This window comes from Streptomyces sp. CA-179760 (genome assembly GCF_050937045.1).
Lineage (GTDB): Bacteria > Actinomycetota > Actinomycetes > Streptomycetales > Streptomycetaceae > Streptomyces.
Genome location: NZ_JBNJLZ010000001.1, coordinates 4,374,920 through 4,397,586 on the forward strand (window position 1 = coordinate 4,374,920; position 22,667 = coordinate 4,397,586).

Annotated in this window: 23 protein-coding genes and 1 pseudogene; 12 read left to right on the forward strand and 12 right to left on the reverse strand. The window is 72.4% G+C overall.

What is annotated here, in order from left to right:
• Positions 1–138: 138 nt before the first annotated feature.
• Positions 139–1,068: a DUF3027 domain-containing protein gene (locus ACQEV8_RS19515; RefSeq protein ID WP_432961912.1), complete on the reverse strand. Its 930-nt coding sequence runs from the start codon at positions 1,066–1,068 to the stop codon at positions 139–141.
• A gap of 262 nt (positions 1,069–1,330) precedes the next feature.
• Here ACQEV8_RS19515 and ACQEV8_RS19520 point away from each other — a divergent pair, with 262 nt between their 5' ends.
• The 4 genes from ACQEV8_RS19520 to ACQEV8_RS19535 all read left to right on the forward strand — a co-directional run bounded on the left by ACQEV8_RS19520 (position 1,331) and on the right by ACQEV8_RS19535 (position 4,800).
• Positions 1,331–2,731, forward strand: a complete 1,401-nt coding sequence (locus tag ACQEV8_RS19520; RefSeq protein WP_432961914.1) for an MFS transporter — start codon at positions 1,331–1,333, stop codon at positions 2,729–2,731.
• 62 nt (positions 2,732–2,793) lie between these two features.
• The gene (locus ACQEV8_RS19525; protein WP_251057882.1) at positions 2,794–3,267 is read left to right on the forward strand and encodes a DUF2771 domain-containing protein; all 474 of its coding nucleotides are present in this window, start codon (positions 2,794–2,796) and stop codon (positions 3,265–3,267) included.
• On the forward strand, positions 3,237–3,962 hold the full coding sequence (locus ACQEV8_RS19530) for a futalosine hydrolase (protein WP_432961916.1): 726 nt from the start codon (positions 3,237–3,239) through the stop codon (positions 3,960–3,962). The genes ACQEV8_RS19525 and ACQEV8_RS19530 overlap by 31 nt, the downstream gene beginning before the upstream one ends.
• The gene (locus ACQEV8_RS19535) at positions 3,952–4,800 is read left to right on the forward strand and encodes a 1,4-dihydroxy-6-naphthoate synthase (RefSeq protein WP_215120688.1); all 849 of its coding nucleotides are present in this window, start codon (positions 3,952–3,954) and stop codon (positions 4,798–4,800) included. Before ACQEV8_RS19530 ends, ACQEV8_RS19535 begins: the two co-directional genes overlap by 11 nt.
• Positions 4,801–4,815: 15 nt before the next feature.
• Here the strand turns inward: ACQEV8_RS19535 and ACQEV8_RS19540 are convergent, their stop codons facing one another.
• A complete protein-coding gene (locus tag ACQEV8_RS19540) occupies positions 4,816–5,199 on the reverse strand; it encodes a cold-shock protein (protein WP_189729237.1) in 384 nt (127 codons plus the stop codon).
• A 164-nt stretch (positions 5,200–5,363) separates the two neighbouring features.
• Here ACQEV8_RS19540 and ACQEV8_RS19545 point away from each other — a divergent pair, with 164 nt between their 5' ends.
• The gene (locus ACQEV8_RS19545; protein ID WP_184599437.1) at positions 5,364–5,612 is read left to right on the forward strand and encodes a hypothetical protein; all 249 of its coding nucleotides are present in this window, start codon (positions 5,364–5,366) and stop codon (positions 5,610–5,612) included.
• On the opposite strand, the gene ACQEV8_RS19550 is transcribed toward ACQEV8_RS19545, so the two are convergent.
• Together ACQEV8_RS19550 and ACQEV8_RS19555 are read right to left on the reverse strand one after the other, a co-directional pair.
• Positions 5,591–6,214, reverse strand: coding sequence for an HAD family hydrolase (locus tag ACQEV8_RS19550; protein WP_432961919.1), 624 nt, complete (start codon positions 6,212–6,214; stop codon positions 5,591–5,593). The two genes, ACQEV8_RS19545 and ACQEV8_RS19550, sit on opposite strands and share 22 nt — an antisense overlap.
• A gap of 41 nt (positions 6,215–6,255) precedes the next feature.
• Positions 6,256–7,251: a hypothetical protein gene (locus ACQEV8_RS19555; RefSeq protein ID WP_432961921.1), complete on the reverse strand. Its 996-nt coding sequence runs from the start codon at positions 7,249–7,251 to the stop codon at positions 6,256–6,258.
• Positions 7,252–7,392: 141 nt separating this feature from the next.
• Between ACQEV8_RS19555 and ACQEV8_RS19560 the strand changes: the two genes are divergently transcribed.
• The 3 genes from ACQEV8_RS19560 to ACQEV8_RS19570 all read left to right on the forward strand — a co-directional run bounded on the left by ACQEV8_RS19560 (position 7,393) and on the right by ACQEV8_RS19570 (position 10,540).
• Positions 7,393–9,942: a helicase-associated domain-containing protein gene (locus tag ACQEV8_RS19560; protein ID WP_432961923.1), complete on the forward strand. Its 2,550-nt coding sequence runs from the start codon at positions 7,393–7,395 to the stop codon at positions 9,940–9,942.
• 173 nt (positions 9,943–10,115) lie between these two features.
• On the forward strand, positions 10,116–10,247 hold the full coding sequence (locus ACQEV8_RS19565) for a hypothetical protein (protein ID WP_267944178.1): 132 nt from the start codon (positions 10,116–10,118) through the stop codon (positions 10,245–10,247).
• 95 nt (positions 10,248–10,342) lie between these two features.
• The gene (locus ACQEV8_RS19570; RefSeq protein WP_432961925.1) at positions 10,343–10,540 is read left to right on the forward strand and encodes a hypothetical protein; all 198 of its coding nucleotides are present in this window, start codon (positions 10,343–10,345) and stop codon (positions 10,538–10,540) included.
• On the opposite strand, the gene istB is transcribed toward ACQEV8_RS19570, so the two are convergent.
• Positions 10,518–11,762 (reverse strand): IS21-like element helper ATPase IstB, encoded by a 1,245-nt coding sequence (gene istB / locus ACQEV8_RS19575; protein WP_432961927.1) that lies wholly within the window; start codon positions 11,760–11,762, stop codon positions 10,518–10,520. The two genes, ACQEV8_RS19570 and istB, sit on opposite strands and share 23 nt — an antisense overlap.
• A 164-nt stretch (positions 11,763–11,926) precedes the next feature.
• On the opposite strand from istB, the gene ACQEV8_RS19580 reads away from it, so the two are divergent.
• Positions 11,927–13,570, forward strand: coding sequence for a DNA repair helicase XPB (locus ACQEV8_RS19580; protein ID WP_432961929.1), 1,644 nt, complete (start codon positions 11,927–11,929; stop codon positions 13,568–13,570).
• A gap of 36 nt (positions 13,571–13,606) precedes the next feature.
• Here ACQEV8_RS19580 and ACQEV8_RS19585 read toward each other — a convergent pair whose 3' ends face one another.
• Positions 13,607–13,795, reverse strand: coding sequence for a hypothetical protein (locus ACQEV8_RS19585; RefSeq protein ID WP_432961931.1), 189 nt, complete (start codon positions 13,793–13,795; stop codon positions 13,607–13,609).
• A 282-nt stretch (positions 13,796–14,077) separates the two neighbouring features.
• Between ACQEV8_RS19585 and ACQEV8_RS19590 the strand changes: the two genes are divergently transcribed.
• Positions 14,078–16,159, forward strand: coding sequence for a HelD family protein (locus ACQEV8_RS19590; protein WP_432961933.1), 2,082 nt, complete (start codon positions 14,078–14,080; stop codon positions 16,157–16,159).
• 39 nt (positions 16,160–16,198) lie between these two features.
• Here the strand turns inward: ACQEV8_RS19590 and ACQEV8_RS19595 are convergent, their stop codons facing one another.
• The 4 genes from ACQEV8_RS19595 to ACQEV8_RS19610 form a co-directional block, all read right to left on the reverse strand.
• Complete coding sequence (locus ACQEV8_RS19595) at positions 16,199–16,939, reverse strand: SDR family NAD(P)-dependent oxidoreductase (protein ID WP_432961935.1); 741 nt, start codon at positions 16,937–16,939, stop codon at positions 16,199–16,201.
• Positions 16,940–16,966: 27 nt separating this feature from the next.
• A complete protein-coding gene (locus tag ACQEV8_RS19600; RefSeq protein ID WP_432961937.1) occupies positions 16,967–18,553 on the reverse strand; it encodes a BTAD domain-containing putative transcriptional regulator in 1,587 nt (528 codons plus the stop codon).
• A gap of 96 nt (positions 18,554–18,649) precedes the next feature.
• Entirely contained in the window at positions 18,650–19,348 is a 699-nt protein-coding gene (locus ACQEV8_RS19605) for a copper homeostasis protein CutC (protein ID WP_432961939.1), read from the reverse strand.
• Between the two features lie 118 nt (positions 19,349–19,466).
• On the reverse strand, positions 19,467–20,147 hold the full coding sequence (locus tag ACQEV8_RS19610) for a maleylpyruvate isomerase family mycothiol-dependent enzyme (RefSeq protein ID WP_432961941.1): 681 nt from the start codon (positions 20,145–20,147) through the stop codon (positions 19,467–19,469).
• Positions 20,148–20,194: 47 nt separating this feature from the next.
• Between ACQEV8_RS19610 and ACQEV8_RS19615 the strand changes: the two are divergent.
• Together ACQEV8_RS19615 and ACQEV8_RS19620 are read left to right on the forward strand one after the other, a co-directional pair.
• Positions 20,195–20,836, forward strand: a pseudogene (locus ACQEV8_RS19615) (HD domain-containing protein); the annotation flags it as partial.
• A 54-nt stretch (positions 20,837–20,890) separates the two neighbouring features.
• Positions 20,891–21,949: a GNAT family N-acetyltransferase gene (locus ACQEV8_RS19620; RefSeq protein ID WP_432972827.1), complete on the forward strand. Its 1,059-nt coding sequence runs from the start codon at positions 20,891–20,893 to the stop codon at positions 21,947–21,949.
• 1 nt (position 21,950) lies between these two features.
• Here the strand turns inward: ACQEV8_RS19620 and ACQEV8_RS19625 are convergent, their stop codons facing one another.
• Complete coding sequence (locus ACQEV8_RS19625) at positions 21,951–22,238, reverse strand: DUF4031 domain-containing protein (RefSeq protein WP_215120673.1); 288 nt, start codon at positions 22,236–22,238, stop codon at positions 21,951–21,953.
• Between the two features lie 7 nt (positions 22,239–22,245).
• Entirely contained in the window at positions 22,246–22,626 is a 381-nt protein-coding gene (locus ACQEV8_RS19630) for a hypothetical protein (protein WP_432961943.1), read from the reverse strand.
• Positions 22,627–22,667: the final 41 nt, after the last annotated feature.

Consider the following 22,667-nt stretch of genomic DNA (forward strand, 5'->3'; position numbering starts at 1 on the left):
CGGCGGAAGCAGTCGGCGTCGGCTTCGCCCGCCCTTCGGCGCGACGAGGCCCGGACAAGCCGGCGAGCTGGGCGTACTACGCCTCATACCTGCTGCGGACAGGACGTGCAGCCGGTCAACGGCCGGGCGAGGACACGCCTACGAGTGCCCCAGTTCCTCCGAGTCCTCGTCCGCCGTCGCCGCCACCGACCCCGAGTCCGGCGCCGGGCGCAGCGGGAACGGGTCGACCCGGGTCTCGTCGATGACCGGGGAGGGCGGCTGCGGGGGGCGGGGCATGACGGCGGCCTCGGAGTGGCCGCCGCAGCCGTAGGTGAGGGCGACGAGGCGGCCGTCGGCCGGGGAGAACTCGTTGGCGCAGACGCCGAAGGCCTGGCCGAGGGAGCCGCCGATGGGGGCGAGGAAGCCACAGGTGACGCAGGCCGCCGGGGCCGACTGGGCCATGGGGGTCTTGGGGCCGAACGCCTCCTCCCAGCGGTCGGCCGCGGTGTACAGGCCGTAGCGGGACAGGACGCGGGCCCGGCGCATGCCGAGCTCCTCCGCCACTCCGGTGATGGAGCCGCGGGTCGGGATGACCGGGAGGAAACCGGACGGGGGGCCCGCGGCGACGTCCGCGTCCTCCGCCTCCACCAGGTCGGCCATCTCGTGCGACACGGGGGAATTCGGCGCCGGCTCGTCCTCGCCCGAGTAGCCGGGCTCCAGACGCAGGTCCTCGGCGTCCGTGGGCAGCAGATCGCCCGGCCCCATGTCGCCGGGGCGAAGCCGCTCGCTCCAGGGCACCCACTCGGGCGCGAGCACCGCGTCCGGGCCGGGCAGCAGCGCCGCCTCGTCCACCGTGACGATCTTCGCCCGGGACGCCCGGGCCACCGTCACGGCCCAGCGCCAGCCCCGGTACCCCAGCTCCCGGCACTCGAAGAAGTGCGTGACAACGCGGTCTCCCTCGGAGACCGTCCCTACGTGCTCGCCGACGATCCCTGGCGCCGCGGCCTCCTCGGCTGCGGCGCGCGCGAGGTCGACGGCCTCGGCGCACAGGCGGTCAGGGGTGCGGCTTCGCGTTGTCGCTGCGCTCACAGGTATCGCTTCTCTCCATACGCCGTCTCACGAGTGCGCCACTCCCGGCGCGGGGGCGGACGGAGCGGACCGGGGGACCGCGTCGACATCCTTCATCCATTTTGCGGGATGGCTGAGATACGCACGCTACCCTTCCGCCCCACTTCACGTACACCGACGGTCCCATGACCCGACGACCGGGCAGTCATCCGACAGTCACCCCACAGGCCCTATACGAGCCGTAATGGCACTACCCACAGCCTTCTCGGGGCACTATGACGTCGTGGCAGCCGCGAAGACGCCCGTCAAGGGAAGCAGCCGACTGAGCGGACCGGGCCGGATGAGCGGCTCCCTCCGCGCGGTCGGCCGTGCCCTGCACTTCCCGGTGACCGGCACCGCCCGCGGCATCCGCAAGGCCACCCACGCGCACGGCGCCGGCGAGTCCGGCCTCGGCAAGCTGATCGAACTGCACGGCGTGAACGGCGCCGGCGATGTCATGGTCACCGTCGCCCTCGCCTCGACCGTCTTCTTCTCCGTCCCCACCGACGAGGCCCGCGGCCGGGTCGCGCTGTACCTCGCCATCACCATGGCGCCCTTCACGCTGCTCGCACCGGTGATCGGCCCCCTCCTCGACCGCATCCCGCACGGCCGCCGGGCGGCCATGGCCGGCGCGATGCTGGCCCGGGCGCTGCTCGCGATCGTCCTGTCCGGAGCCGTCGTCACCGGCGGTATCGAGCTGTACCCGGCCGCGCTCGGCGTCCTCGTCTCGTCGAAGGCGTACGGCGTGGTCAGAAGCGCCGTCGTGCCCCGGCTGCTGCCACCCCGCTTCTCCCTGGTGAAGGCCAACTCGCGGGTCACCCTCGGGGGGCTCCTCGCCACCGGCATCGCCGCCCCGATCGGCGCCGGACTCCAGCAGATCGGGCCGCGCTGGCCGCTCTTCGGCGCCTTCGTGCTCTTCGTCGCGGGGACGATCCTGTCGTTCACGCTGCCGCCCAAGGTCGACTCCGCCAAGGGCGAGGACACCGCGCTGCTGGCCGCGGACGAACAGCATCTGCACGGCCCGCACCGCAGGCCCGTCAAGCGCCCCGGGCTGCGCACGGTCGGCCCGGCCGTCACCCACGCGCTGGCCGCCAACGCCTCGATCCGCTGCCTCACCGGCTTCCTGATCTTCTTCCTGGCCTTCCTGCTCCGCGAGCACCCGGTCTCCGGCCAGAGCGCCGCCGTGTCCCTGGGGATCGTGGGCGTCTCGGCGGGCGCGGGCAACGCGCTCGGCACGGCGGTCGGGGCGTGGCTCCGCTCCCGGGCACCGGAGATCATCATCGTGACGGTGGTGGCGTGTGTGGTGGGCGTGGCGGTGCTGGCCTCGGTGTTCTTCAGCGCGGTCCTGGTGGCCTGCCTGGCGGCGATGGCCGGCTTCGCACAGGCCCTGGCCAAGCTCTCCCTGGACGCGCTGATCCAGCGGGACGTGCCCGAGCTGGTCCGCACCTCGGCCTTCGCCCGGTCCGAGACCCTGCTGCAGATGGCCTGGGTGCTCGGCGGGGCGGTCGGCATCGTGCTGCCGCTCAACGGCCCGGTCGGGCTGGCGGTGGGCGCTGCGATCATCGGCACCGGGTGGCTGACGACCGTACGGGGGCTGATCGCCTCGGCCCGGCGCGGCAGTGCGACGCGACCCCGCGTGGCGTAGCCGTACGGGCACGCCGTACCCCGCGTGGGCACTCCCGGTCGTGTGCCCGATAACCTTCGCCCATGAACACGTTGCAATCCGTAGTGCGACGCCGCCGCGCCGTCGCTGTCGCCGGTGTCGTATCCGCCGGACTGCTCGTCCTGTCGGCCTGTGACAAGCCGACGCCGATGGCCACGGTCACCGTGGGCAGCGACTCGGTGAACTCCGAGGCCACCTGTGGCGGCGAGGGCGACGCCCTGAAGCCCGCCGACCTCACGCAGTGCCTGAAGGACAAGGGCATCAAGTCCATCTCGGTCGACCCGGACGAGACCGTGCGCTTCGGTGTCGACCCGGAGATCGCCGACAAGGGCTGGACGATCCTGATGAACGGTCAGCCGCTGACCGACGCCAGCACCAAGACGTACCGCACCATCCCGGGCAGCGTGTTCTTCAACGCCCAGTACGGCGCGCAGGGCGACTCGACGCTGGTCTCCATCAAGGAGGGCGAGAAGGACACCTCCGGCCTGTGGAACTTCAAGCTGGAGAAGGACGCGTAATCGCTGCCGCTGGGCTCGGCCGGGTACTGGTGGCCACCGCTGTTCCTGTGGAGAGGGACGCCGTGGCACAGGCCTTCGGGGCCCACGGCACCAGCGGCGGCGTGGTCGTCGATGTGATCGACGCCGGTGTGGGGCCCGCCCTCGCCGCCGCCTCCACCGCCTCAGCTCTCACCGCCGCCGCCCTCCAGGGCACCCCCTACGACCTCGTCGTCTCCGCCGGGATCGGAGGGGGCTTCCAGCCGGAGGCGCCCGTGGGGTCGCTCGTCGTCGCTGATGAGATCGTCGCGGCCGATCTGGGGGCCGAGACGCCCGACGGGTTCGTGCCGGTCTCGGAGCTCGGGTTCGGGACCGTACGTCACGAGCCGCCCGGGGACCTCGTACGACGGGTCGCCGAGGCCGCCGGGGCCCCTGCCGGGGCCGTGCTCACCGTGTCCACCGTGACCGGGACGGCCGCCAGGGCCACCGCGCTGCGCGAGCGGCACCCCACGGCTCTCGCCGAGGCCATGGAGGGTTTCGGTGTCGCCGAGGCCGCCGTCGCGCACGGGGTGCCCGTACTGGAGATCCGGGCGGTCTCCAATCCCGTCGGGCCGCGCGACCGCGCCGCCTGGCGCATCGGGGACGCCCTGGCGGCCTTGACCGAGGGTTTCGGGAAGCTCGTGCCCGTACTGGAGAGTTGGAACCGGCATGACCAGTGACCAGTTGCAGATCGCGTACTCCCCCTGCCCGAACGACACCTTCGTCTTCGACGCCCTGGCCCACGACCGGGTCCCCGGCGCCCCCGCCCTCGACGTGACCTTCGCCGACATCGACGTCACCAACGGCATGGCCGAGCGCGGCGAGTTCGACGTACTGAAGGTGTCGTACGCCGTGCTGCCGTACGTCCTCGACGAGTACGCGCTGCTGCCCTGCGGAGGTGCCCTGGGGCGGGGCTGCGGGCCGCTGGTGCTGACGCGGGAGGCGGACGTCGACCTCACCGGGCGCAGGGTCGCCGTGCCCAGCGAGAAGTCCACCGCGTATCTGCTGTTCCGGCTGTGGGCCGCCGACACGCTGGCCGACGGGGTCGGCGAGATCGTCGTCATGCCGTTCCACGAGATCATGCCGGCCGTGCGGGACGGGAAGGTCGACGCGGGGCTGGTGATCCACGAGGCGCGCTTCACCTACGGCGGCTACGGCCTGCACAAGCTCGCCGACATGGGCGAGCACTGGGAGCACACCACCGGGCTGCCGATCCCGCTGGGCGCGATCATCGCCAAGCGGTCGCTGGGCGAGCAGAAGCTGCGGCTGCTCGCCGACTCCATCCGGACTTCGGTGCGCGCCGCCTGGGACGACCCCGAGGTGTCCCGCCCGTACGTCATGGAGCACGCCCAGGAGATGGACCCGGCCGTCGCCGACCAGCACATCGGGCTGTACGTCAACGAGTTCACGGCGGGCCTCGGCGAGGACGGCTACGCGGCCGTACGCGGACTGCTGACACGAGCGGCGGCCGAGGGACTCGTACCGCCCCTCGGCCCGAACGCGCTGCGTTTTCCCTGAGGACCCCTGGGAGTCTCAGACGTCCAGCTGGTCGGCGACCGCCCGCAGCAGGCCGGCGATCTTCTTGCCGGAGGTCCGCTCGGGGTAGCGGCCCCGCTCCAGCATCGGGGTGATGTTCTCCAGCAGGGTCGTGAGGTCCTGGACGATCGAGGCGAGTTCGTCCGGCTTCTTGCGCGTCGCGGCGGCGACGGAGGGGGTCGGGTCCAGAATCGTCAGGGACAGTGCCTGGTCGCCGCGCTGCCCGGCGACCACGCCGAACTCCACTCGCTGACCGGGCTTGAGCGTCTCGACTCCGGCGGGGAGGACCGAGGAATGGACGAAGACGTCACCGCCGTCGTCGCGGGAGAGAAAGCCGAAGCCCTTCTCGCTGTTGAACCACTTGACCTTGCCGGTAGGCACGTCTGTCCTCGTCCTCGTACTCGTCGGAAAACTGCTTCGGGAAACGGCTCTTGATAGCACTCGGGCGGGCCGCACGGACCCGCCGGTACCAAGGCTAATGCTCTTCAGGCCGGTGACAAGACGTCACCGGGTTGTTCCTTCGGGCTGGGAACTACCCTGGTCCGGTGCCTGACAAAACCCAAACGAATTCCGCCGCGCCCGGTGACCGTCTGGTCCGTGCCGGTGCCATCGTCTTCTTCATCGGCGCCGTGGCCACACTGGTCACGGTCGCCCCGCTGTTCCTCGGGACGACGCCCTTTCCGACGTACATGTTCGGATTGAGCATGCTCATGGCGGTCGGTTTCCTGATGGCCGGAGCGGGAGTGCTGCGTTCCGTGGCGGCCGGCCGGCGTCAGGCGCGCGCGGGGCGGTAGCCCGAAAGCCACCCGGGGAATTCGGTCAGGTCGCCGAGGACGACGTCCGCGCCCGCCGCGCGCAGTTCCTCCGGGGGGCAGGGGCCGGTGGCCACCGCGACGGACAGCGCGCCGGCCGTCCGGGCGCCGCGCACGTCTCCGACGTGGTCGCCGACATAGACGCCCGCGTCGTGCTCGCGCAGCGCCTCCGCCTTCTGTTCGGCCCACAGATCGCCGATCACCGCGTCGGGCTCCATGCCGAGGTGGGCGAGGTGCAGCTTGGCGTTGGGCTCGTACTTGGCGGTGACGACTATCGCGCGCCCGCCGGCCTCCCGTACCGCCGCGATGGCCTCGGCGGCGCCGGTCATCGCCGGGGTCGCGGCGATGGCGATCGACGGGTACATCTCCCGGTACAGAGCGGCCATGTCCCCGACCTCCTCGGCCGGGAACCAGTTGATCAGCTCATCGGTCAGCGGCGGCCCGAGCCGCGTGACCGTCAGATCGGCGTCGATGTACGTCCCCGTCCGCTCGGACAGCGCCTGGTAGCAGGCGCGGATGCCGGGGCGGGAGTCGATGAGGGTCATGTCCAGGTCGAAACCGACGGTGAGTGCCATATGGGCCATTGTGCCCAGGGCGGGTGACGGGCAGACGTGCCCCCCGGTGCCTACGGCCTCTGCCGTTGTGAACGCCACACCAGGAACAGCGCCGACGCCACCGCGGCGCCCCGCACCACCCAGGGCCAGGTCTCGGAGACCGCGTCGTTCATGTGGCCCTCGGCGATCGGAGTGCCCCAGCGGCCGTTCATCCTGCCCCAGAGCCACACCAGGCCCGACGTGACGGCGAGGCCGGGCAGGACCATGACGGCCCACTTCGTCTCGGCCTGGGTCAGGCGGCGCGAGGCGTACGCGATGAGCCAGCCGAGGAGCAGCACGAACCAGTTGCCGAGCACGGCGCCCGCGACGAGCAGAGCAGCGGCGGCGAGGAGCAGCGGGTTGCTCCAACTGCCGCCCGGCAGCCGGGGGAGGCGGCGGCGAGTGCCGGTCCCGGCCTCTTCGGCGACGGCCTCGACGGCCGGCTCGGCCTCCTCGGCGGCCGTCTTCTCCAGCTCCGGCTTCCTCGGCTGCGGCGGCTTCAGCAGGTCCGGCAGTTCCACGCCGCCCACGAAGCCCGGCACCTCCTCGCCCACACCGAACGGGGTGCTGTCCACCCGCCACCAGTCGGGCTGGACGACGCTGTCCCCGAGCTCGTACCCGGCGGCCAGGTGCGGCGGGGCCGGCCCCTCGGGGGGCGCCGGGTGCGCCTCTTCGGCGGACCGTGCCGGGCGGGGCCGCGGGACGACGCGCCGCAACATCCCCTTCGGCCGCTCCTCCGGCTCGGCGTCACGCTGCACGGGGACGGAGGCAGGGGCGGCACTCCACTGTGCGCCGCCGGTGTTCTCCGCTGCCGCCGCCACGACCTCGTCGGGGCTGCCCATGCGGGTCAGGATGCGGCGGACGGCGGCGGGCGAGTCGACGGTGACTTTCGCGCGGCGCCGGTCGATCTCGCCCCGCAGGTCGGCGACCAGGCGCATCCGGGTGGCCGACGGCAACTGCCGCTGCTGGGCCACGTCGCCGACGCGGCTCAGATACTCGTAAACGACCTGGTCGCTCTCAATCCCCACGAAGTCCCCTCCGGGGCGTGTGCGTTGGCTGACGCCGTCGGACGACGGTACCGCGAGCTTCCACAGGTCGGCGAAACCCGGCCCGCCCGGCGTTCGAGGACGAGGCTCGCCCCCCGGAGGCAACCCGCTACCGTGGACCGGATGAGCACCGAGGACAGGCCCCCGGCCCCCCGCTCCCTCGCGGAAGCGCTCCGCGCTCGGGGCGACGCCGCGCTGGGCGCGCTCCTGCGCGGCCGCCCGGACCTCATCACGCCCGTGCCGACCGACCTCACCCAGCTCGCGACCCGGGCCGGCACCCGTGCCTCGGTCGTGCGGGCCCTGGAGCGTCTCGACCGGTTCGCGCTGCAGACGGCGGAGGCGCTGGCCGTGGCGGCGGACCCGGCGGCGTACGACGAACTGCTCGGGCTCATGGCCGGGGACGACGCCGACCCGGCCGTCGTCGCCGCCCTGCCGCACGCCCTGGACGTCCTGCGCGAGCAGGCCCTGGTCTGGGGCGGCGACGACCGGCTGCGGCTGGTCCGTACGGCACGTGAACTGCTGGCGCCCGCGCCGCAGCACCCCTCGCCGACCGGTCTCGGCCCGACGGTCCAGGAGGCCACCGCCGGGATGTCCCCCGGGCGGATCCAGGAGATCGTCACGGCCGCCGGGCTGGCCTCGACCCATGACTCGGTCTCCGCGGTGACCGCCCTCACCGGCCTTTTCACGGACCGGGCCCGGATGACCGCGCTGCTCGCCGACATCCCGGCCGACTCCCTGGAGGTACTGGAACGCCTGGTGTGGGGGCCGCCGTACGGGCAGGTCACCGCGGACCCGGCGGCGCGGCTGCGCCGGCTGCTGGACCGGGGGCTGCTGCTGCCGACGGCGCCGGGGACGGTCGTCCTGCCGCGCGAGGTCGCCCTGCACCTGCGCCGGGGGCTGGCGCACCGGACGCCGGAGCCCCTGCCGCCGGTGGTCGAGGCTGTCGCCGTGCACCGTCCACAGGTTGTGGACAGTACGGCGGCCGGGCAGGCGTACACCGCGCTGGCGACCGTCGAGGAGCTGCTGAAGGACTGGGACGAGGGCGGGCCCGCGGTGCTGCGGGCCGGTGGGCTGAGCGTGCGGGACCTGAAGCGGACGGCCGTCGCCCTCGACGTGCCCGAGCCGGTCGCCGCGTTCTGGGTGGAACTGGCGTACACGGCGGGCCTGATCGCCTCGGACGGTGAGGCCGACGAGCGGTACGCGGCGACCCCGGCCTACGACGAGTGGCTGGAGGCGCCCCCCGCCGAGCGCTGGTCGCGGCTGGTCACGGCGTGGCTGACGGCGACCCGTACGGCCGGTCTGGTGGGCGGGCGGGACGCGAAGGACCGTACGTTGTCGGCGCTCGGGCCGGGCCTGGACCGTTCGGCGGCGCCCGAGGTACGGCACCGGGTGCTGGCGCTGCTGGCCGGGCTGCCGGAGGGCGCCGCTCCGGACGCCGGGTCGGTGCTCGCCCGGCTGCGCTGGGAGCGCCCCCTGCGCGGCGACCGGCGCGAGGACGACCCGCGCGCCCGTCTCGCCGAGTGGGCGCTGTCCGAGGCGGAGCTGCTGGGCGTCACCGGCCGGGGCGCCCTGTCGGCCCACGGCCGGGCCCTGCTGGGACCGGCGGCGGCCGCGCAGCACCCTGAGGCGGAGCCCGCCGGATCGGCAGGTCCGGGAGACAAGCTCCCCGTCCATCACCACCACCATCGCCCCACCCCGGTCGCTCCCCTCTCCCCCGCCGAACAGGCCGTCGCCTCCGCCGCCGCGGCCCGGCTCCTCACGCCCCAGCTGCCCGAGCCGCTGGACCACGTGCTGCTCCAGGCCGACCTGACGGCGGTGGCGCCCGGGCCCCTGCGGCGCCCGCTCGCCGACATGCTCGGGGTGCTGGCTGACGTCGAGTCCAAGGGCGGGGCCACCGTCTACCGGTTCACGCCCGGCTCGGTGCGGCGCGCGCTCGACGCCGGGCAGGCCGCCTCCGACCTGCACTCCTTCCTCACCGCGCACTCCCGTACGCCGGTGCCGCAGCCGCTCGCCTACCTGATCGACGACGTGGCCCGCCGGCACGGCCAGCTGCGCGTCGGCGCGGCCTCGGCGTATGTGCGCTGCGACGACGACGCGGTGCTGGGCGAGATCCTCGCCGACAAGCGAGCCGCCGGCCTCGGCCTACGGCGGCTCGCCCCGACCGTGCTGGCCGCGCAGGCCGACCCCGCGGGGCTCCTCGAAGGGCTGCGGTCGATGGGGTTCGCGCCGGCCGCCGAGTCCGCCGAGGGCGATGTGCTGATCACCCGCGCCCTCGCCCACCGCACTCCGCCCCGTACGGCACCTGAGCCGGTGCCGGACGGCCCGCCGGTCCCCGACGACGTCCTCCTCGCGGCGGCGCTGCGCGCCATCCGGGCCGGCGACCTCGCCTCCACCACCCCGCGCAAGCCCGGCACCGCTCCGGCGGTCAACGGCGAGCTGCCCCGCACCGGTTCCGCCGAGACCCTCGCCACCATGCAGGCCGCCGTACTGACCGGCGAGGCCCTGTGGATCGGCTACGTCAACGCCGAGGGCACCGCCAGCCAGCGGGTCATCGCGCCCGTCCGCGTCGAGGGCGGCTTCGTCACGGCGTACGACCACACGGCGGACGAGGTCCGTACGTATCCGCTGCACCGGATCACCGGGGTCGCGGAGCTGGCCGACGACGCGGGCTGACCCCGCCCGGGCAGGGGCGCTTCTCACTCGTTCGAGTGCACGCCGCCGTTCATGCACGCCACGCCGGGGATGTCCCACCCTCGGGCGACCTTGCGGGGCTGGCCGCATCACGCGCTGTGCCCGGGGGCAGCCACCGGGTGTTCCTGTGAGCACCGTCGAAAGGAAGTCCCAGCATGCGCGCTGTCCGTCGAGTCTCCGCCGTCCTGGCCACCGCCGCCCTGATGATGTTCGGTGGTCTCGCCACCCCGGCCGCGGCGGTCGGCATCGATGTCGCCGGCCTCGTCATCGAGACGCCGCAGATCTGATCCGCCTCCGCGCACCCGTCGGGGCCGGCCCCGCGTTCCGGGCCGGCCCGCGGTGCGGTGTCCCCACCGCTCAGCCCGTGAAAGGCCCTGCCGCCATGCGTGACAAGCTTCCCGCACTCGTACTCGCACTCTCCGCCGCCGCCCTCGTGGGCGTGCTCGCACCCTCGGCCGCGGCGGCCCCGCCCGCGCTGCCACTGCCGATCCCGGCGGCCCACGCCGAATCCCTGGTGGGCGAAGGCGTCTCCGTCGAGGGCCCGCTGGTCAACACCATCAGTCTGTCCACGCTGCGGTGACGCGGCGCGTCCGGTAACTGTCGCCTTCCAGCCGGACCACCTCGGCGTGATGGGCGAGGCGGTCCGCCATCGCGGGTGCGGAGGCACCGAAGACCTCGTCCCAGCGGCCGAGCGGGCGGTCGCTGGTCACGATCAGCGAGCCACGCTCGTAGCGGTGCGCGACCAGTTGGAAGAACAGGCCCGCGGTGGTCGCGTCGAAGGGCGTGTAGCCGATCTCGTCGACGATCAGGAGGGGGTGTTCGTCGAGGGCGGCCAGCTCCGCGTCGAGCCGGCCGGCGGCCCGGGCGCCGGACAGCCGGACGGCCCACTCGGCTGCGGTGGCGAACAGCACCCGGTGCCCGGCCTGGCAGGCCCGCACGCCCAGGGCGACGGCCAGGTGCGTCTTGCCGGTGCCGGTCGGGCCGACGAAGACCACGTTGCGCCGGGCGGCGACGAAGTCCGCCTTGCCGAGCCGGGCCACGGTCTCCCGGTCGAAGCCCCGGGGGTGCTGCTGGTCGAAGTCCTCCAGCAGCTTGCGGGCGGGGAAGCCGGCCGCGCGGATCCGGGCCTCGGCGTCGGTGTCCTGTTCCGGTACGTGCACCGGCTCCGGCTCCGGCTGCCGCGGCGAGGGCAGCGTGACCGCCGGGGTCTCCTGGCCCGGCTGCGGGCGCACGACCTGCGGGTGCCCGGCCGGCTCGCGGTCGGCATGGCCGCGATCCGCATGGCCGCGATCGCTCTGCGCCGCCATCGGGCCCGACATGTACGCGAGGATCGCCGCCGAGGCGATGAACGCCATGTGGATCACCGTCCCCCACAGCAGGGCGTGGTGGGAGGTGTGGTGGACGTCCACGAACATCTGGAGCAGATGCACGGAGGAGATGCCCACGATGGCGGTGGCGAGCTTGACCTTCAGTACGTTGGAGTTGACGTGCGAGAGCCATTCAGGCTGGTCGCGGTGGCCCTGGAGGCCGATGCGCGAGACGAAGGTCTCGTAGCCGCCGACGATCACCATGATCAGCAGGTTGGCGATCATGACGACGTCGACGAGCTTGAGCACGGCGAGCATCACATAGGTCTCGGTGGCGTGCCCGCTCACGCACATGAGGATTAAGGTCCACAGCTCCTTGAAGAACTTGTAGACGTAGACGCCCTGCGCGGCCACCAGCCCGAAGTACAGCGGGGCCTGGAGCCAGCGGGTGGCGAACAGGGCGTATCCGAGCGTGGTCGTCGGCGTATTCTGCACGGTTCGCCATTCTTCGGGGCTGCCGTGGAAAAACTGAATTCACACCACACGTTGGGATGAAAAGGCATTCTGTAGGACCGGCGTCGTTCCAGCAGCGCAGATCACACCCTCGGGGGGCGTCGATCAGGCACACTGGACGTTTGTCCGCAGAAAGGGTGCCGCGTGTGAATGGTCCGCTGATCGTCCAGTCCGACAAGACCCTGCTCCTGGAAGTCGACCACGAGCGGGCCGACGACTGCCGTCGCGTCATCGCCCCCTTCGCGGAGCTGGAGCGGGCGCCGGAGCACATCCACACCTACCGGGTGACCCCGCTGGGCCTGTGGAACGCGCGCGCCGCTGGCCATGACGCCGAGCAGGTCGTGGACGCGCTGGTGGAGTACAGCCGCTATCCGGTGCCGCACGCGCTGCTCGTCGACATCGCCGAGACGATGGACCGCTACGGTCGGCTCACCCTGTCCAAGCACCCGGCGCACGGCCTGGTCCTGACGACCACCGACCGGCCGGTGCTGGAGGAGATCCTGCGCTCGAAGCGGATCACGCCGCTGGTCGGCGCCCGGATCGACCCGGACAGCGTCGCCGTGCACCCCTCCGAGCGCGGGCAGATCAAGCAGACCCTGCTGAAGCTGGGCTGGCCGGCCGAGGACCTCGCCGGGTACGTCGACGGCGAGGCGCACGCGATCGAGCTGGCCGAGGACGGCTGGGCGCTGCGGCCGTATCAGAAGCAGGCGGTCGAGAACTTCTGGCACGGCGGTTCCGGCGTGGTCGTCCTGCCCTGCGGCGCCGGGAAGACGCTGGTCGGTGCCGGGGCGATGGCCCAGGCGAAGTCCACGACGCTGATCCTCGTCACCAACACCGTCTCCGCCCGTCAGTGGAAGCACGAGCTGGTGAAGCGGACGTCGCTCACCGAGGACGAGATCGGCGAGTACAGCGGGACGCGCAAGGAGATCCGGCCCGTCACGATCGCCACGTACCAGGTGCTGACGACCAAGCGGAAGGGCGTCTATCCGCATCTGGAGCTGTTCGACTCGCGGGACTGGGGCCTGGTCGTCTACGACGAGGTGCATCTGCTGCCCGCGCCGGTCTTCAAGTTCACGGCGGATCTGCAGGCGCGGCGGCGGCTCGGCCTTACGGCCACCCTGGTGCGCGAGGACGGCCGCGAGTCGGACGTGTTCTCCCTGATCGGGCCCAAGCGGTTCGACGCGCCGTGGAAGGAGATCGAGGCGCAGGGCTACATCGCGCCCGCCGACTGCGTCGAGGTCCGGGTCAATCTGACCGACACCGAGCGGCTCGCGTACGCCACGGCCGAGACGGAGGAGAAGTACCGCTTCTGCGCCACGACCGCGACCAAGCGGAAGGTCACCGAGGCGATCGTCCGCCGCTTCGCCGGGCAGCAGATCCTCGTGATCGGCCAGTACATCGACCAGCTCGACGAGCTGGGTGAGCACCTGGGCGCGCCCGTGATCAAGGGCGAGACGTCGAACGCGCAGCGCGAGAAGCTCTTCGACGCCTTCCGCGAGGGCGAGATCAGCGTGCTGGTGGTCTCCAAGGTCGCGAACTTCTCGATCGACCTGCCGGAGGCGACGGTCGCGATCCAGGTGTCGGGCACCTTCGGCTCCCGCCAGGAGGAGGCCCAGCGTCTCGGCCGGGTACTGCGCCCCAAGTCGGACGGTCACCAGGCCCACTTCTACTCCGTGGTCGCCCGGGACACCATCGACCAGGACTTCGCGGCCCACCGGCAGCGCTTCCTGGCGGAGCAGGGGTACGCGTACCGGATCGTGGACGCGGACGAGCTGCTGGCGGACAGCTGAGAACGGTCGGCAGTCCGGTGCGGCGGGTCCGCCGGCTCACTTGCGGCGGACCACGCCGACCTCCTCGCCGTACTGTCCGAGGACGATCACGTCGAAGGCGGCTCCCGCGAAGACCCTGACGGCGCGCAGGGCGTCGCCGATGCGGTGGCGGTGGCTGCCTGTCACGGCGGTGGCACCCGGCGGCCGGCCCGGTGCGGGGGCAGGGGAAAGGGTTGCTGCGCTCATGTCTCCATGGTGCGGTTTCGCCCGTAAAGCCCGCGTCGGTCTCGGGGCTGAACCTGCGCACTCCGCTCGTACGCCCGCGGACCGACTCCTGCCCCTCAGGAAGGAGGGCCTCGTCCCCTAGGGGATGAGGAAGAGGGGGCGGGAAAACCGTTGGCGGTCGAGTCCCCCGTTCCTCTAAGATCTCCGCTCTTGCCCGCCTCCCTCATGGAGCGCCGCCGCCCGGACGGAAACCGGCCGGTATCTCACCGCCATCCCTTCCGCAGGTCCTCCGGAGGCACTCCCTTGTCCACGCCCGTCGGCGACCCACTCTCCCGTGAGCGCTCCCACCTCGCCTCGTCCCGTTCCGCTCTGCGTGCCATGCGCGAGGACGTCGAGGCCCTCGACATCAGCGACGTCACCGCGAACTGGGTCAACGCGGAGGTGCTGGCCCGCCAGATCGGGGAGCGCGTCAAGGCCCTGGCCGACCTCAGCGACACCCCGCTGTTCTTCGGCAGGCTCGACTATCTGCACACACCCGGCGCCGATCAGGCCGAGGGCGCGGAGGGCGAGCGCCCGCAGCCGGAGGCTGCTTATCAGACACTGCACATCGGGCGGCGGCATGTGCACGACGCCGACGGCGACCCCATGGTGATCGACTGGCGCGCACCGGTCTCGCAGCCGTTCTACCGGGCCTCCAAGAAGGATCCGCTGGACATCGCGCTGCGCCGCCGCTTCGGGTACACGCGCGGCGACATCACCGCGTACGAGGACGAGCATCTCTCGGACCCGGCCGAGGCGGCGAAGACCAGCCGGCTGCTCCAGCAGGAGATCGAGCGTCCGCGTGTCGGCCCGATGCGGGACATCGTCGCGACGATCCAGCCCGAGCAGGACGAGATCGTGCGCTCCGGGCTCTCCGGCTCGGTGTGTGTGCAGGGCGGCCCGGGCACCGGGAAGACCGCCGTCGGCCTGCACCGGGTCGCCTACCTGCTCTACGCCCACCGTGAGCGCCTCGCCCGTACCGGCACCCTGGTCATCGGGCCCAACCGGTCCTTCCTGCACTACATCGAGCAAGTCCTGCCCGCCCTGGGCGAGTTGAGTGTCCAGCAGGCCACCGTCGAGGACCTGGTGGCGCACGTCGAGATCAAGGGCACGGACGACGCGACGGCCGCCGTCGTCAAGGGCGACGCCCGGATGGCGCGGGTACTGCGCGGGGCCCTCTACGCGCACGTCACCCTGCCCACCGAGCCGGTCGTGGTCGTGCGCGGCTCCCGCCGCTGGCGCGTCGCACAGTACGAACTGGAGGACATCGTCCGCGAGTTGCTGGACCGCGACATCCGCTACGGCGCCGCCCGCGAGGCCCTGCCGCAGCGCATCGCGCACACGGTGCTGGTGCAGATGGAACGCTCGGGCGAGGCGCCGGACGACCGGGTGCAGGACGCGGTGGCCCGCAACAGCGCGGTCAAGGCGGCGGTCAAGGCGGTCTGGCCGGCCGTCGACCCGGCGAAACTGGTGCTGCGCCTGCTGTCGGACGCGGACTTCCTCGCCGAACACGCGGAGGGGATCCTCGACGAGGACGAACAGAAGGCGGTCCTCTGGGCCAAGCCGGCGCGCAGCGTCAAGTCCGCCAAGTGGGCGACGGCCGACGCCGTCCTCATCGACGAGGCCACCGACCTGATCCAGCGCACGCACTCCCTCGGGCATGTCGTCCTCGACGAGGCGCAGGACCTCTCCCCCATGCAGTACCGGGCGGTCGGCCGGCGCTGCACCACCGGCAGCGCGACCGTCCTCGGCGACCTGGCGCAGGGCACCACGCCCTGGGCGACCCGCGGCTGGCAGGAGGCGCTGACCCACCTGGGCAAGCAGGACGCGGTGGTGGAGGAGCTGACGGCCGGTTTCCGCGTGCCGACGGACGTCATCACCTACGCCTCCCGGCTGCTGCCGCACATCGCCCCGGGGCTCACCCCGGTCATGTCGATCCGTGAGAACCCGGGCCACTTCGAGGTCCGGCCGGTCTCCGGGACCACCGACGTGGTCACCGCCTGCCGCGACCTGCTGGGCAACGAGGGCTCGACGGGCCTGATCGCGGCGGACGCCCGGGTCCCGGAGCTGGCCAGGGCCCTGGCCGAGGCCGGGATCCCCTACCTCGGCCCCGGCGAGGAGACGACCCAGGAGACCCGGCTGACCCTGGTCCCGGCCTCGCTCGCGAAGGGTCTGGAGTACGACTACGTCGTCCTGGACGAACCGCGGGCCCTGGTCGACGGCGAGCCGGACGAACGGACGGGGTTGCGGCGCCTGTACGTGGCGCTGACACGAGCGGTGTCGGGTCTGATCGTCACGCATGCGGCGCCGCTGCCGCCACAACTGGCGTCAACTCCCTCTCGCTGAAGCGCCGGGAGGCCCATCCGCCCGCATCTCCCGGACCGCTCAGGTCGCGACGTAGCCCCCGTCGGCGGCGAGCACCGCGCCGGTGATGTAGCTGGCCTTGTCGGAGGCCAGGAACACCACGGCCTCGGCGATCTCCTCGGGCTCACCGGCGCGGGTGAGCGGAGTGTTCCGGCTGAACTCGTCGAACATCTCGCCCACCGTGTCGACGGCCATGTCGGTGCGGATCGGGCCGGGCGCCACGGAGTTGACGCGAACGCCCGCCGCGCCGAACTCGACGGCCCACGACCGGGTCAGCGCGTCCATCGCGGCCTTGGAGGCGTTGTAGACGGAGCCGACCGGGGTGCCGACCTGCCCGGCGACCGACGAGACGTTGACGATCGCGCCCTTCTTCCTGGCCACCATGGCCGGGACGAGCGCGGCCGTCAGGAAGTAGGTCGCACGGACATTGATGTCGAACACCTGCTCGTAGCTGTCGAGCGGCTGCTCGAGGGTCGTCGAGAACGGGAAGATGCCCGCGTTGTTCACGAGCACGTCCACCTCGCCGACCTCCTCGGCGAGCCCCCGGACGTCGTCGAGGTTCGCGACGTCCGCGACGACGAAGTGGCCCGTCCCGCCCGCCTGTTCGATCAGCTCGACGGTCTCCTTGCCGAGCTCGGCCCTGCGCCCGGTCACATAGACGGTGGCACCCGCCTCCGCGAGCTTGACCGCGATCGCGCGGCCGATGCCCGACGTGGCGCCGGTGACGAGTGCCTTCTTGCCCTGAAGTTCCTTGGTTGTCATGTCTGCCAACTTGGCCGCGCCAGATCGTCAGCGCATAATTTCCGCATATACGGCCTGGTCAGGTACGGCCTGGTCAGGCCGCGAGGAAGCCGCCGAGCGCAGCCCGAAGCAGAGGCGCACGAATCGCGGCAGCCGGTAGCGGCCGAGCACGAGTGGCTCGATCAGGTGCACACCCGCGAGCGACTCCAGCACCAGCTCGATCTCGCCTGGGTCGGCCCCGGACATCTCCGCCGCCTTGTGACTGTCGATCACCTCGGCGTCCTGGCGCGCGAAGCACGAGAGCATGTGCCGTTCCGGTTCGCTCAGCTGCTTCCCGGCCGCTGTCAACGGGGCCATCATCGCGGCGCAGTCGGGCGGGATCACGCCGGCGAGCCTGCTTTTCCGCTCCATCTGCCGCAAGGCCATCTCGATCGTCCAGTGGGGACGCGCGCCGAGCTTGCCGCCGATCACCCTGATCGGGTGCGGCAGTCGCGACAGGCGTTCCAGCAGCACGTCGGCCTGCTCGGGTTCCGCGTCCGCGCGTGCCGGACCCAAGGCCTTGCGCAAGAACTCCCGCGCCTCCCGCTCGGTCAGCCCGGCGATCTTCAGCCAGGTCACCCCCGGCAACTCGTGCAGCCGGCGGACGCTCGTGAGAATCATCGCCGAGCCGGGTGTGGCGAGATCCCGCACGGCCGCCGCGTCCTGCACGTCGTCGACCACGACCAGGAACCGCTTGCCGCGCGCCTTCTCCCGCCACAGCGCGGCCTTGTCACCGACGGGGCTCTCCACGCCGACCGCGCGCAACAGCTCGCCCGCTACGTCCCTGCCCCTGACGAAGATCTGCCCGTCCGGGAAGCGTCCTTTGACGAGGTGGCCGATCCGCGTGGCCAGCACGGTCTTGCCGCTGCCCCGCATACCGGTGATGCCCACGGTGCCCGGCAGCGCCCTCAGAGCCTGCGCGATCTCTTCGGCACGGCCGGTGAAGTCGATCAGATCCGGCACCAGCTGCTCCGGCCTGCGCGGCGGGGTGAGGTCGCCGTTGAGGATCTGCGCGTGGACCTCGCGCAGCTCCGGCCCTGGTTCGAGGCCGAGCTCCTCGATGAGGAGTGCGCGCACCTGGTGGAAGTGGTCGAGTGCTTCGCCCTGCCTGCCCCCCAGGTAGAGCGCGCGCATCAGGAGGGCGCGCGGTCGTTCCCTGAACGGGAAGGCGGCGACGTGCTTCTGCAGCTCCAGCACGTCGAGCTCGCGTTCGAGGCAGTCCTCCCGCACCTTGAGGCGGTGGTCGCCGAGCCGCATCCGTTGCGCGTCGAAGTAGGCACTCCGCAGGCCCTCCAAGGGCTCGCCTCGGCAGTCGTCGACGATCTCCGCGCGGACCGTGTACCCGCCGTCTCTGGACTTCAGGTTCAGCTCCGGAAGCATCTTGCGGATCTTGTACACATACGTCCGCAGTGCCATCACCGCGCTCGGGGTCGGGTCGTCCCAGACCATGCCGATCAACTGGTCATTGCTCAGCCGGATGCCGTTGTTCAGCAGCAACGCCGCCAGCACCGCCCGCTGCTGACGCGGCCCCAGCTCGACCTCCCCTTCGTCGCGCCAGGCTCGTACCGGACCCATCAGCGAGAAGCGCAGGCTCATGCAGCAGCACAACGCACGGGCACATGCCCTGCTTCCCCGTATCGCCCGCGGCAGAGCCCTCAACAAGCCGGCGGACAACGGGTCTGACGTCCGGGGTCACGCGGGGGCGGCGTCCAGGGCGGCCCGCCACCGCGCGACGGCCTCCGCCGACACCGGCGCCTCCCAGCCCTGCGGCCGGGCCGCCCCGCCGATGTGGAAGCCGTCGATCCCGGCGGCCCGCAGGACCGGTACGTGCTCCAGCCGGAGCCCGCCGCCCACCAGCAGGCGCTGCTCGTACCCGGGCTCCCCCTGCCGACCCGCCTCGGCGAGCAGCACGGGGAGCCCGTCGTCGACCCCGTCGGCCGATCCGGCGGTGAGGTAGGTGTCGAGCCCGGGCATCCCGTCCAGCTGCTTGCGCAGGGCGTCGCGGTCGGCGGCCCGGTCGATCGCCCGGTGGAAGGTCCAGGGGCAGCCGTCCAGCGCCGCGACGACCCGCTCCACCGCCGCCAGGTCCACTCCGGCGTCCGCGTCGAGGAAACCGAGCACGAACTCCTCGGCCCCGGCCTCCCGCAGCTCGCCCGCCACCCGGACCAGGCGGTCGGCGTCCCCCGCCGCGAAGCCGTCGGCGAGCCGGAGCATCACCCGCAGCGAGAGGTCGACGGCCCGGCGGATCCCGGCGACGGTCCCGGCCGACGGGGTGAGCCCGTCGGCCGCCATGTCGGTGACCAGCTCGAGTCGGTCCGCGCCTCCCGCCTGGGCGGCGACCGCGTCCTCCACCCCGAGGGCGATCACCTCCAGGACTGCACGCTTGCTCATGGGGCCCCTTCGTCGGCACGGCGTCATCGTTCGGACGCCTGGCGGCTACGACAGGTCTAGTCCAATCACAGCCTACGCTGCCCACTCCCGCCCGGCCCCAAGCCCCCGTGGCAAGCCCTCACCCGAAGATGTTCAGCTCCTTCGTCTCCACCCCGGCCAGCTCGAAAGCGGGCGCCCCGTCGACCGGCCGCCCCGAGTACAGCCGTACGAGGGTCGGCCCGTCCCCGATGAACCGCCCCGGGGGCCGCTCCCCGTCGCTCTCGCCGAGCCGCAGCGGCTCGTCCAGGTCGTCGAGGTCGGCGTGCAGCGACACATGCCCCCGCTCACGGGTGATGCGGGCGAGCAGCGCGAGCGCGTCCGGCAGCCCGGCCCCGCCGTACGCCCCCGGCTCCCCGAGTGCCTCGCGCACGTCCCCGGCGTGCACCCACTCCCCCAGGGCGAGCCTGTCCAGCTTCCCGCCGGCGTCGGCGATCACGGGCCCGGCCTCGCCCATCCCGCGCTCCAACTCGTCCACGACCTGCGCGTTGCTCCACCCCTCCCGCTCCGCGATGTCGCGGTCGTTCGACTCGGGCGAGAACACGCCCGGCTCGAACCTGCCCTCCACCGCCCGCGTGAGTGCGGCCGAGCAGTGCGCCAGCACGTCCCGCACCGTCCAGCCCGGGCACGCTGCCACGGGCCGTGCGAAGTCCTCCTCGGCCCTGCCCCGCAGCAGCGGGATCAGCGCGTCACGCTCGATCGTGAGCAGCCGGCCGGGCTGCTCGGGGTCCCGTACGTCGTGCACATCACCAGGAGTCGTCATGGACCCCACGCTAGGTCCCGCACCCCGCTCAGCGGGAGAATGCCCCCATGGCCGATCCCGACATCCTGCGCACCCGCTTCGCCCGCGCCCTGGAAGGAGCCCGGGGCCCGGCCGGCGGCCCCGACCCGGCGCCGTACGCGGACAACCTGCTCACCCGCTGGCAGGAGCCCCAGCGCCGCTATCACACGGTCGCGCACCTCACGGCGGTCCTCGACCACATCGACACTCTGGAGCGGCACGCGCACGATCCGGACGTGGTGCGGCTGGCCGCCTGGTTCCACGACGCGGTCTACCTCCCCGACCGCTCCGAGAACGAGGAACGCTCCGCCCGCCTCGCCGAACGGGCCCTCGCGGAGGCCGGCGTCCCCACCGCCAAGACCGCCGAGGTGGCCCGCCTGGTCCGCCTCACCGTCACCCACGACCCCGCCGACGACGACCCCGACGGCCAGGTCCTGTGCGACGCCGACCTGGCGGTCCTCGCCTCGCCCCCGTCGGCGTACGCGGCCTACACCACCGCCGTCCGCGAGGAGTACCACTTCGTCCCGAACGACGCCTTCCGCACCGGCCGCGCCACGATCCTCCGCCAACTCCTGGACCTGCCGAGGCTGTTCAGGACCCCGCACGGGGCGAAGGAGTGGGAGGCGACGGCCCGCTACAACCTCACCGCCGAGCTGGAAATGCTGTCGCCCTCCCCCATGCCCCCTCGTAACCTCCCCACCATGTGGACAACAGGCGCGGAACAGGTGGAGCAGGCCGTCGGCGAGTGCGTCGGCCTGCTGGGGGAAGTCACCGACCGGGACTGGGAGGGAGTACCGGCCGGGCGGCTCGCGTGGAGCTGTCGGGAGACAGCCGTGCATATCGCCCAGGACCTGATCGCGTACGCGGGGCAGTTGGCGGGGCGGGAGACCGAGGGGTACACGCCGTTCGAACTCTCGCTGGAGGAGGGGGCCGACAACGCGGGTGCGGTGCACGTGATCAGGACGACGGGGGCTCTGCTCGCGGCGGCGATCCGGACGACGCCGAGGCAGGTGCGGGCCTTCCATCCGTATCCGTTCCGCAGCGCGAACCGTGAGGGGTTCGCGGCGATGGGCACGGCCGAGGTACTGCTGCACACGCACGACATCGCCGAGGGGCTGGGGGTGGCGTACGAGGCGGACTCGGAGCTGTGCGACTTCGTCCTCAGGCGGATTTTCCCGCATGTCCAGCCCGGACCGACCCCCTGGCAGACCCTGCTGTGGGCCACCGGCCGGGGTGAGCTGCCGGGGCGGGCGCCCCTCACCGAGTGGCGGTGGAACAACAACCTGGTGATCGACACCGAACGGCTCACCCTCGACGGCGTCACCCCGGCGGTGGCCAACGACCTTGCCACGGTCGGTGACGGCGGCTGCTTCGAGTGGCTCGGAGAAAGCCCGGCCGAGGGCACCCGGGTGGGCGCCGGGCTGGTGTTCAAGCAGTACGAGGACGGGGTCCACCGGCCGCAGTGGGGCATGTACGTGCTGGTCCGCCGTGAGGACGACCAGGCGCTCGGCGCCATGGGGTTCCACGCCGTTCCCGACGAGGCGGGGCGGGTCGAGATCGGCTACGACCTGGTCGAGGCTGCCCGGGGCCACGGCTACGCCACCGAGGCGCTGCGCGCGCTGTCGGCGTGGGCCCTGGCCCAGGACGAGGTGAGGACCGTCGTCGCGAACGTCGAGCGGGACAACACACCCTCGCGGAACGTCCTCACCCGAGCCGGATTCACGGCCGTCACGGAGGACACCGAGCAGGTGACCTACGAGCTGAGTGACCTACGAGCTGAGTGACTTACGAGCTGGGTGAACCCGGCGAGCGGTAGAGGCCCTTGGGCCGCCGCAGCCCCGCCCCGTGCAGCAGCCGCACCACCTCGCGGCTGCTGACCTCCACGGCACCGGCGCCCACCGCGTCGGCGTACCGCTGGGCGGGGATGTCGTAGTGGTCGCGTTCGAAGGCCCGCCGGGGCACGCCGAGCCGTTCGGCGAAGGTGTGCAGTTCGTCGTACGAGACGTCGCTGATCAGGTGGGACCACATGCGGCCGTGCCCGGGCCAGGCCGGCGGGTCGATGTAGATCGTCACCAGGGCCTCACGAGGACGCCCCGCCGAGGGCCTCGTTCAGCGACCCGACGGCCGCGACCTTCACGCCCGCCTCGCCGCACACCCAGTGCGGGTCGGCCCCCAGCACCGGATCCACGTCCAGCGCGTGCGGGTCGCCGGTGCCGCACACCGGGCACAGCGGCCAGCGGCCGTACCGCTCCAGCAGGGCGTCCTGGACGTCCTGCGCGACCAGCCCGGCCACGTACGGAGCGCCCTCCGGCCACTGCTCGACCCACCACCGCCGCTGCGTGACGGCCTCCTCGACCAGGGACACGACATCCGCCTCGGCGACGCGTCCCGCCACGAGGTCGGCCAGTACGAGGGCACGCGCGGCGTGCAGCGTCTGCTCCAGGGGTGTGATGGGCTCCATGCCCCCCATTGTGCGCACTCTTGACCCCGGCACCGAGCCGA

Excerpts from the sequence above, each read along its gene's own strand:
- ACQEV8_RS19525 (WP_251057882.1), top strand. The coding sequence starts at position 2,794 with ATGAACACGTTGCAATCCGTAGTGCGACGCCGCCGCGCCGTCGCTGTC.
- ACQEV8_RS19535 (WP_215120688.1), top strand. The coding sequence starts at position 3,952 with ATGACCAGTGACCAGTTGCAGATCGCGTACTCCCCCTGCCCGAACGAC.
- ACQEV8_RS19550 (WP_432961919.1), bottom strand. The coding sequence starts at position 6,214 with ATGGCCCATATGGCACTCACCGTCGGTTTCGACCTGGACATGACCCTC.
- ACQEV8_RS19560 (WP_432961923.1), top strand. The coding sequence starts at position 7,393 with ATGAGCACCGAGGACAGGCCCCCGGCCCCCCGCTCCCTCGCGGAAGCG.
- ACQEV8_RS19565 (WP_267944178.1), top strand. The coding sequence starts at position 10,116 with ATGCGCGCTGTCCGTCGAGTCTCCGCCGTCCTGGCCACCGCCGCCCTG.
- ACQEV8_RS19570 (WP_432961925.1), top strand. The coding sequence starts at position 10,343 with ATGCGTGACAAGCTTCCCGCACTCGTACTCGCACTCTCCGCCGCCGCC.
- ACQEV8_RS19585 (WP_432961931.1), bottom strand. The coding sequence starts at position 13,795 with ATGAGCGCAGCAACCCTTTCCCCTGCCCCCGCACCGGGCCGGCCGCCG.
- ACQEV8_RS19595 (WP_432961935.1), bottom strand. The coding sequence starts at position 16,939 with ATGACAACCAAGGAACTTCAGGGCAAGAAGGCACTCGTCACCGGCGCC.
- ACQEV8_RS19600 (WP_432961937.1), bottom strand. The coding sequence starts at position 18,553 with ATGAGCCTGCGCTTCTCGCTGATGGGTCCGGTACGAGCCTGGCGCGAC.
- ACQEV8_RS19605 (WP_432961939.1), bottom strand. The coding sequence starts at position 19,348 with ATGAGCAAGCGTGCAGTCCTGGAGGTGATCGCCCTCGGGGTGGAGGAC.
- ACQEV8_RS19610 (WP_432961941.1), bottom strand. The coding sequence starts at position 20,147 with ATGACGACTCCTGGTGATGTGCACGACGTACGGGACCCCGAGCAGCCC.
- ACQEV8_RS19630 (WP_432961943.1), bottom strand. The coding sequence starts at position 22,626 with ATGGAGCCCATCACACCCCTGGAGCAGACGCTGCACGCCGCGCGTGCC.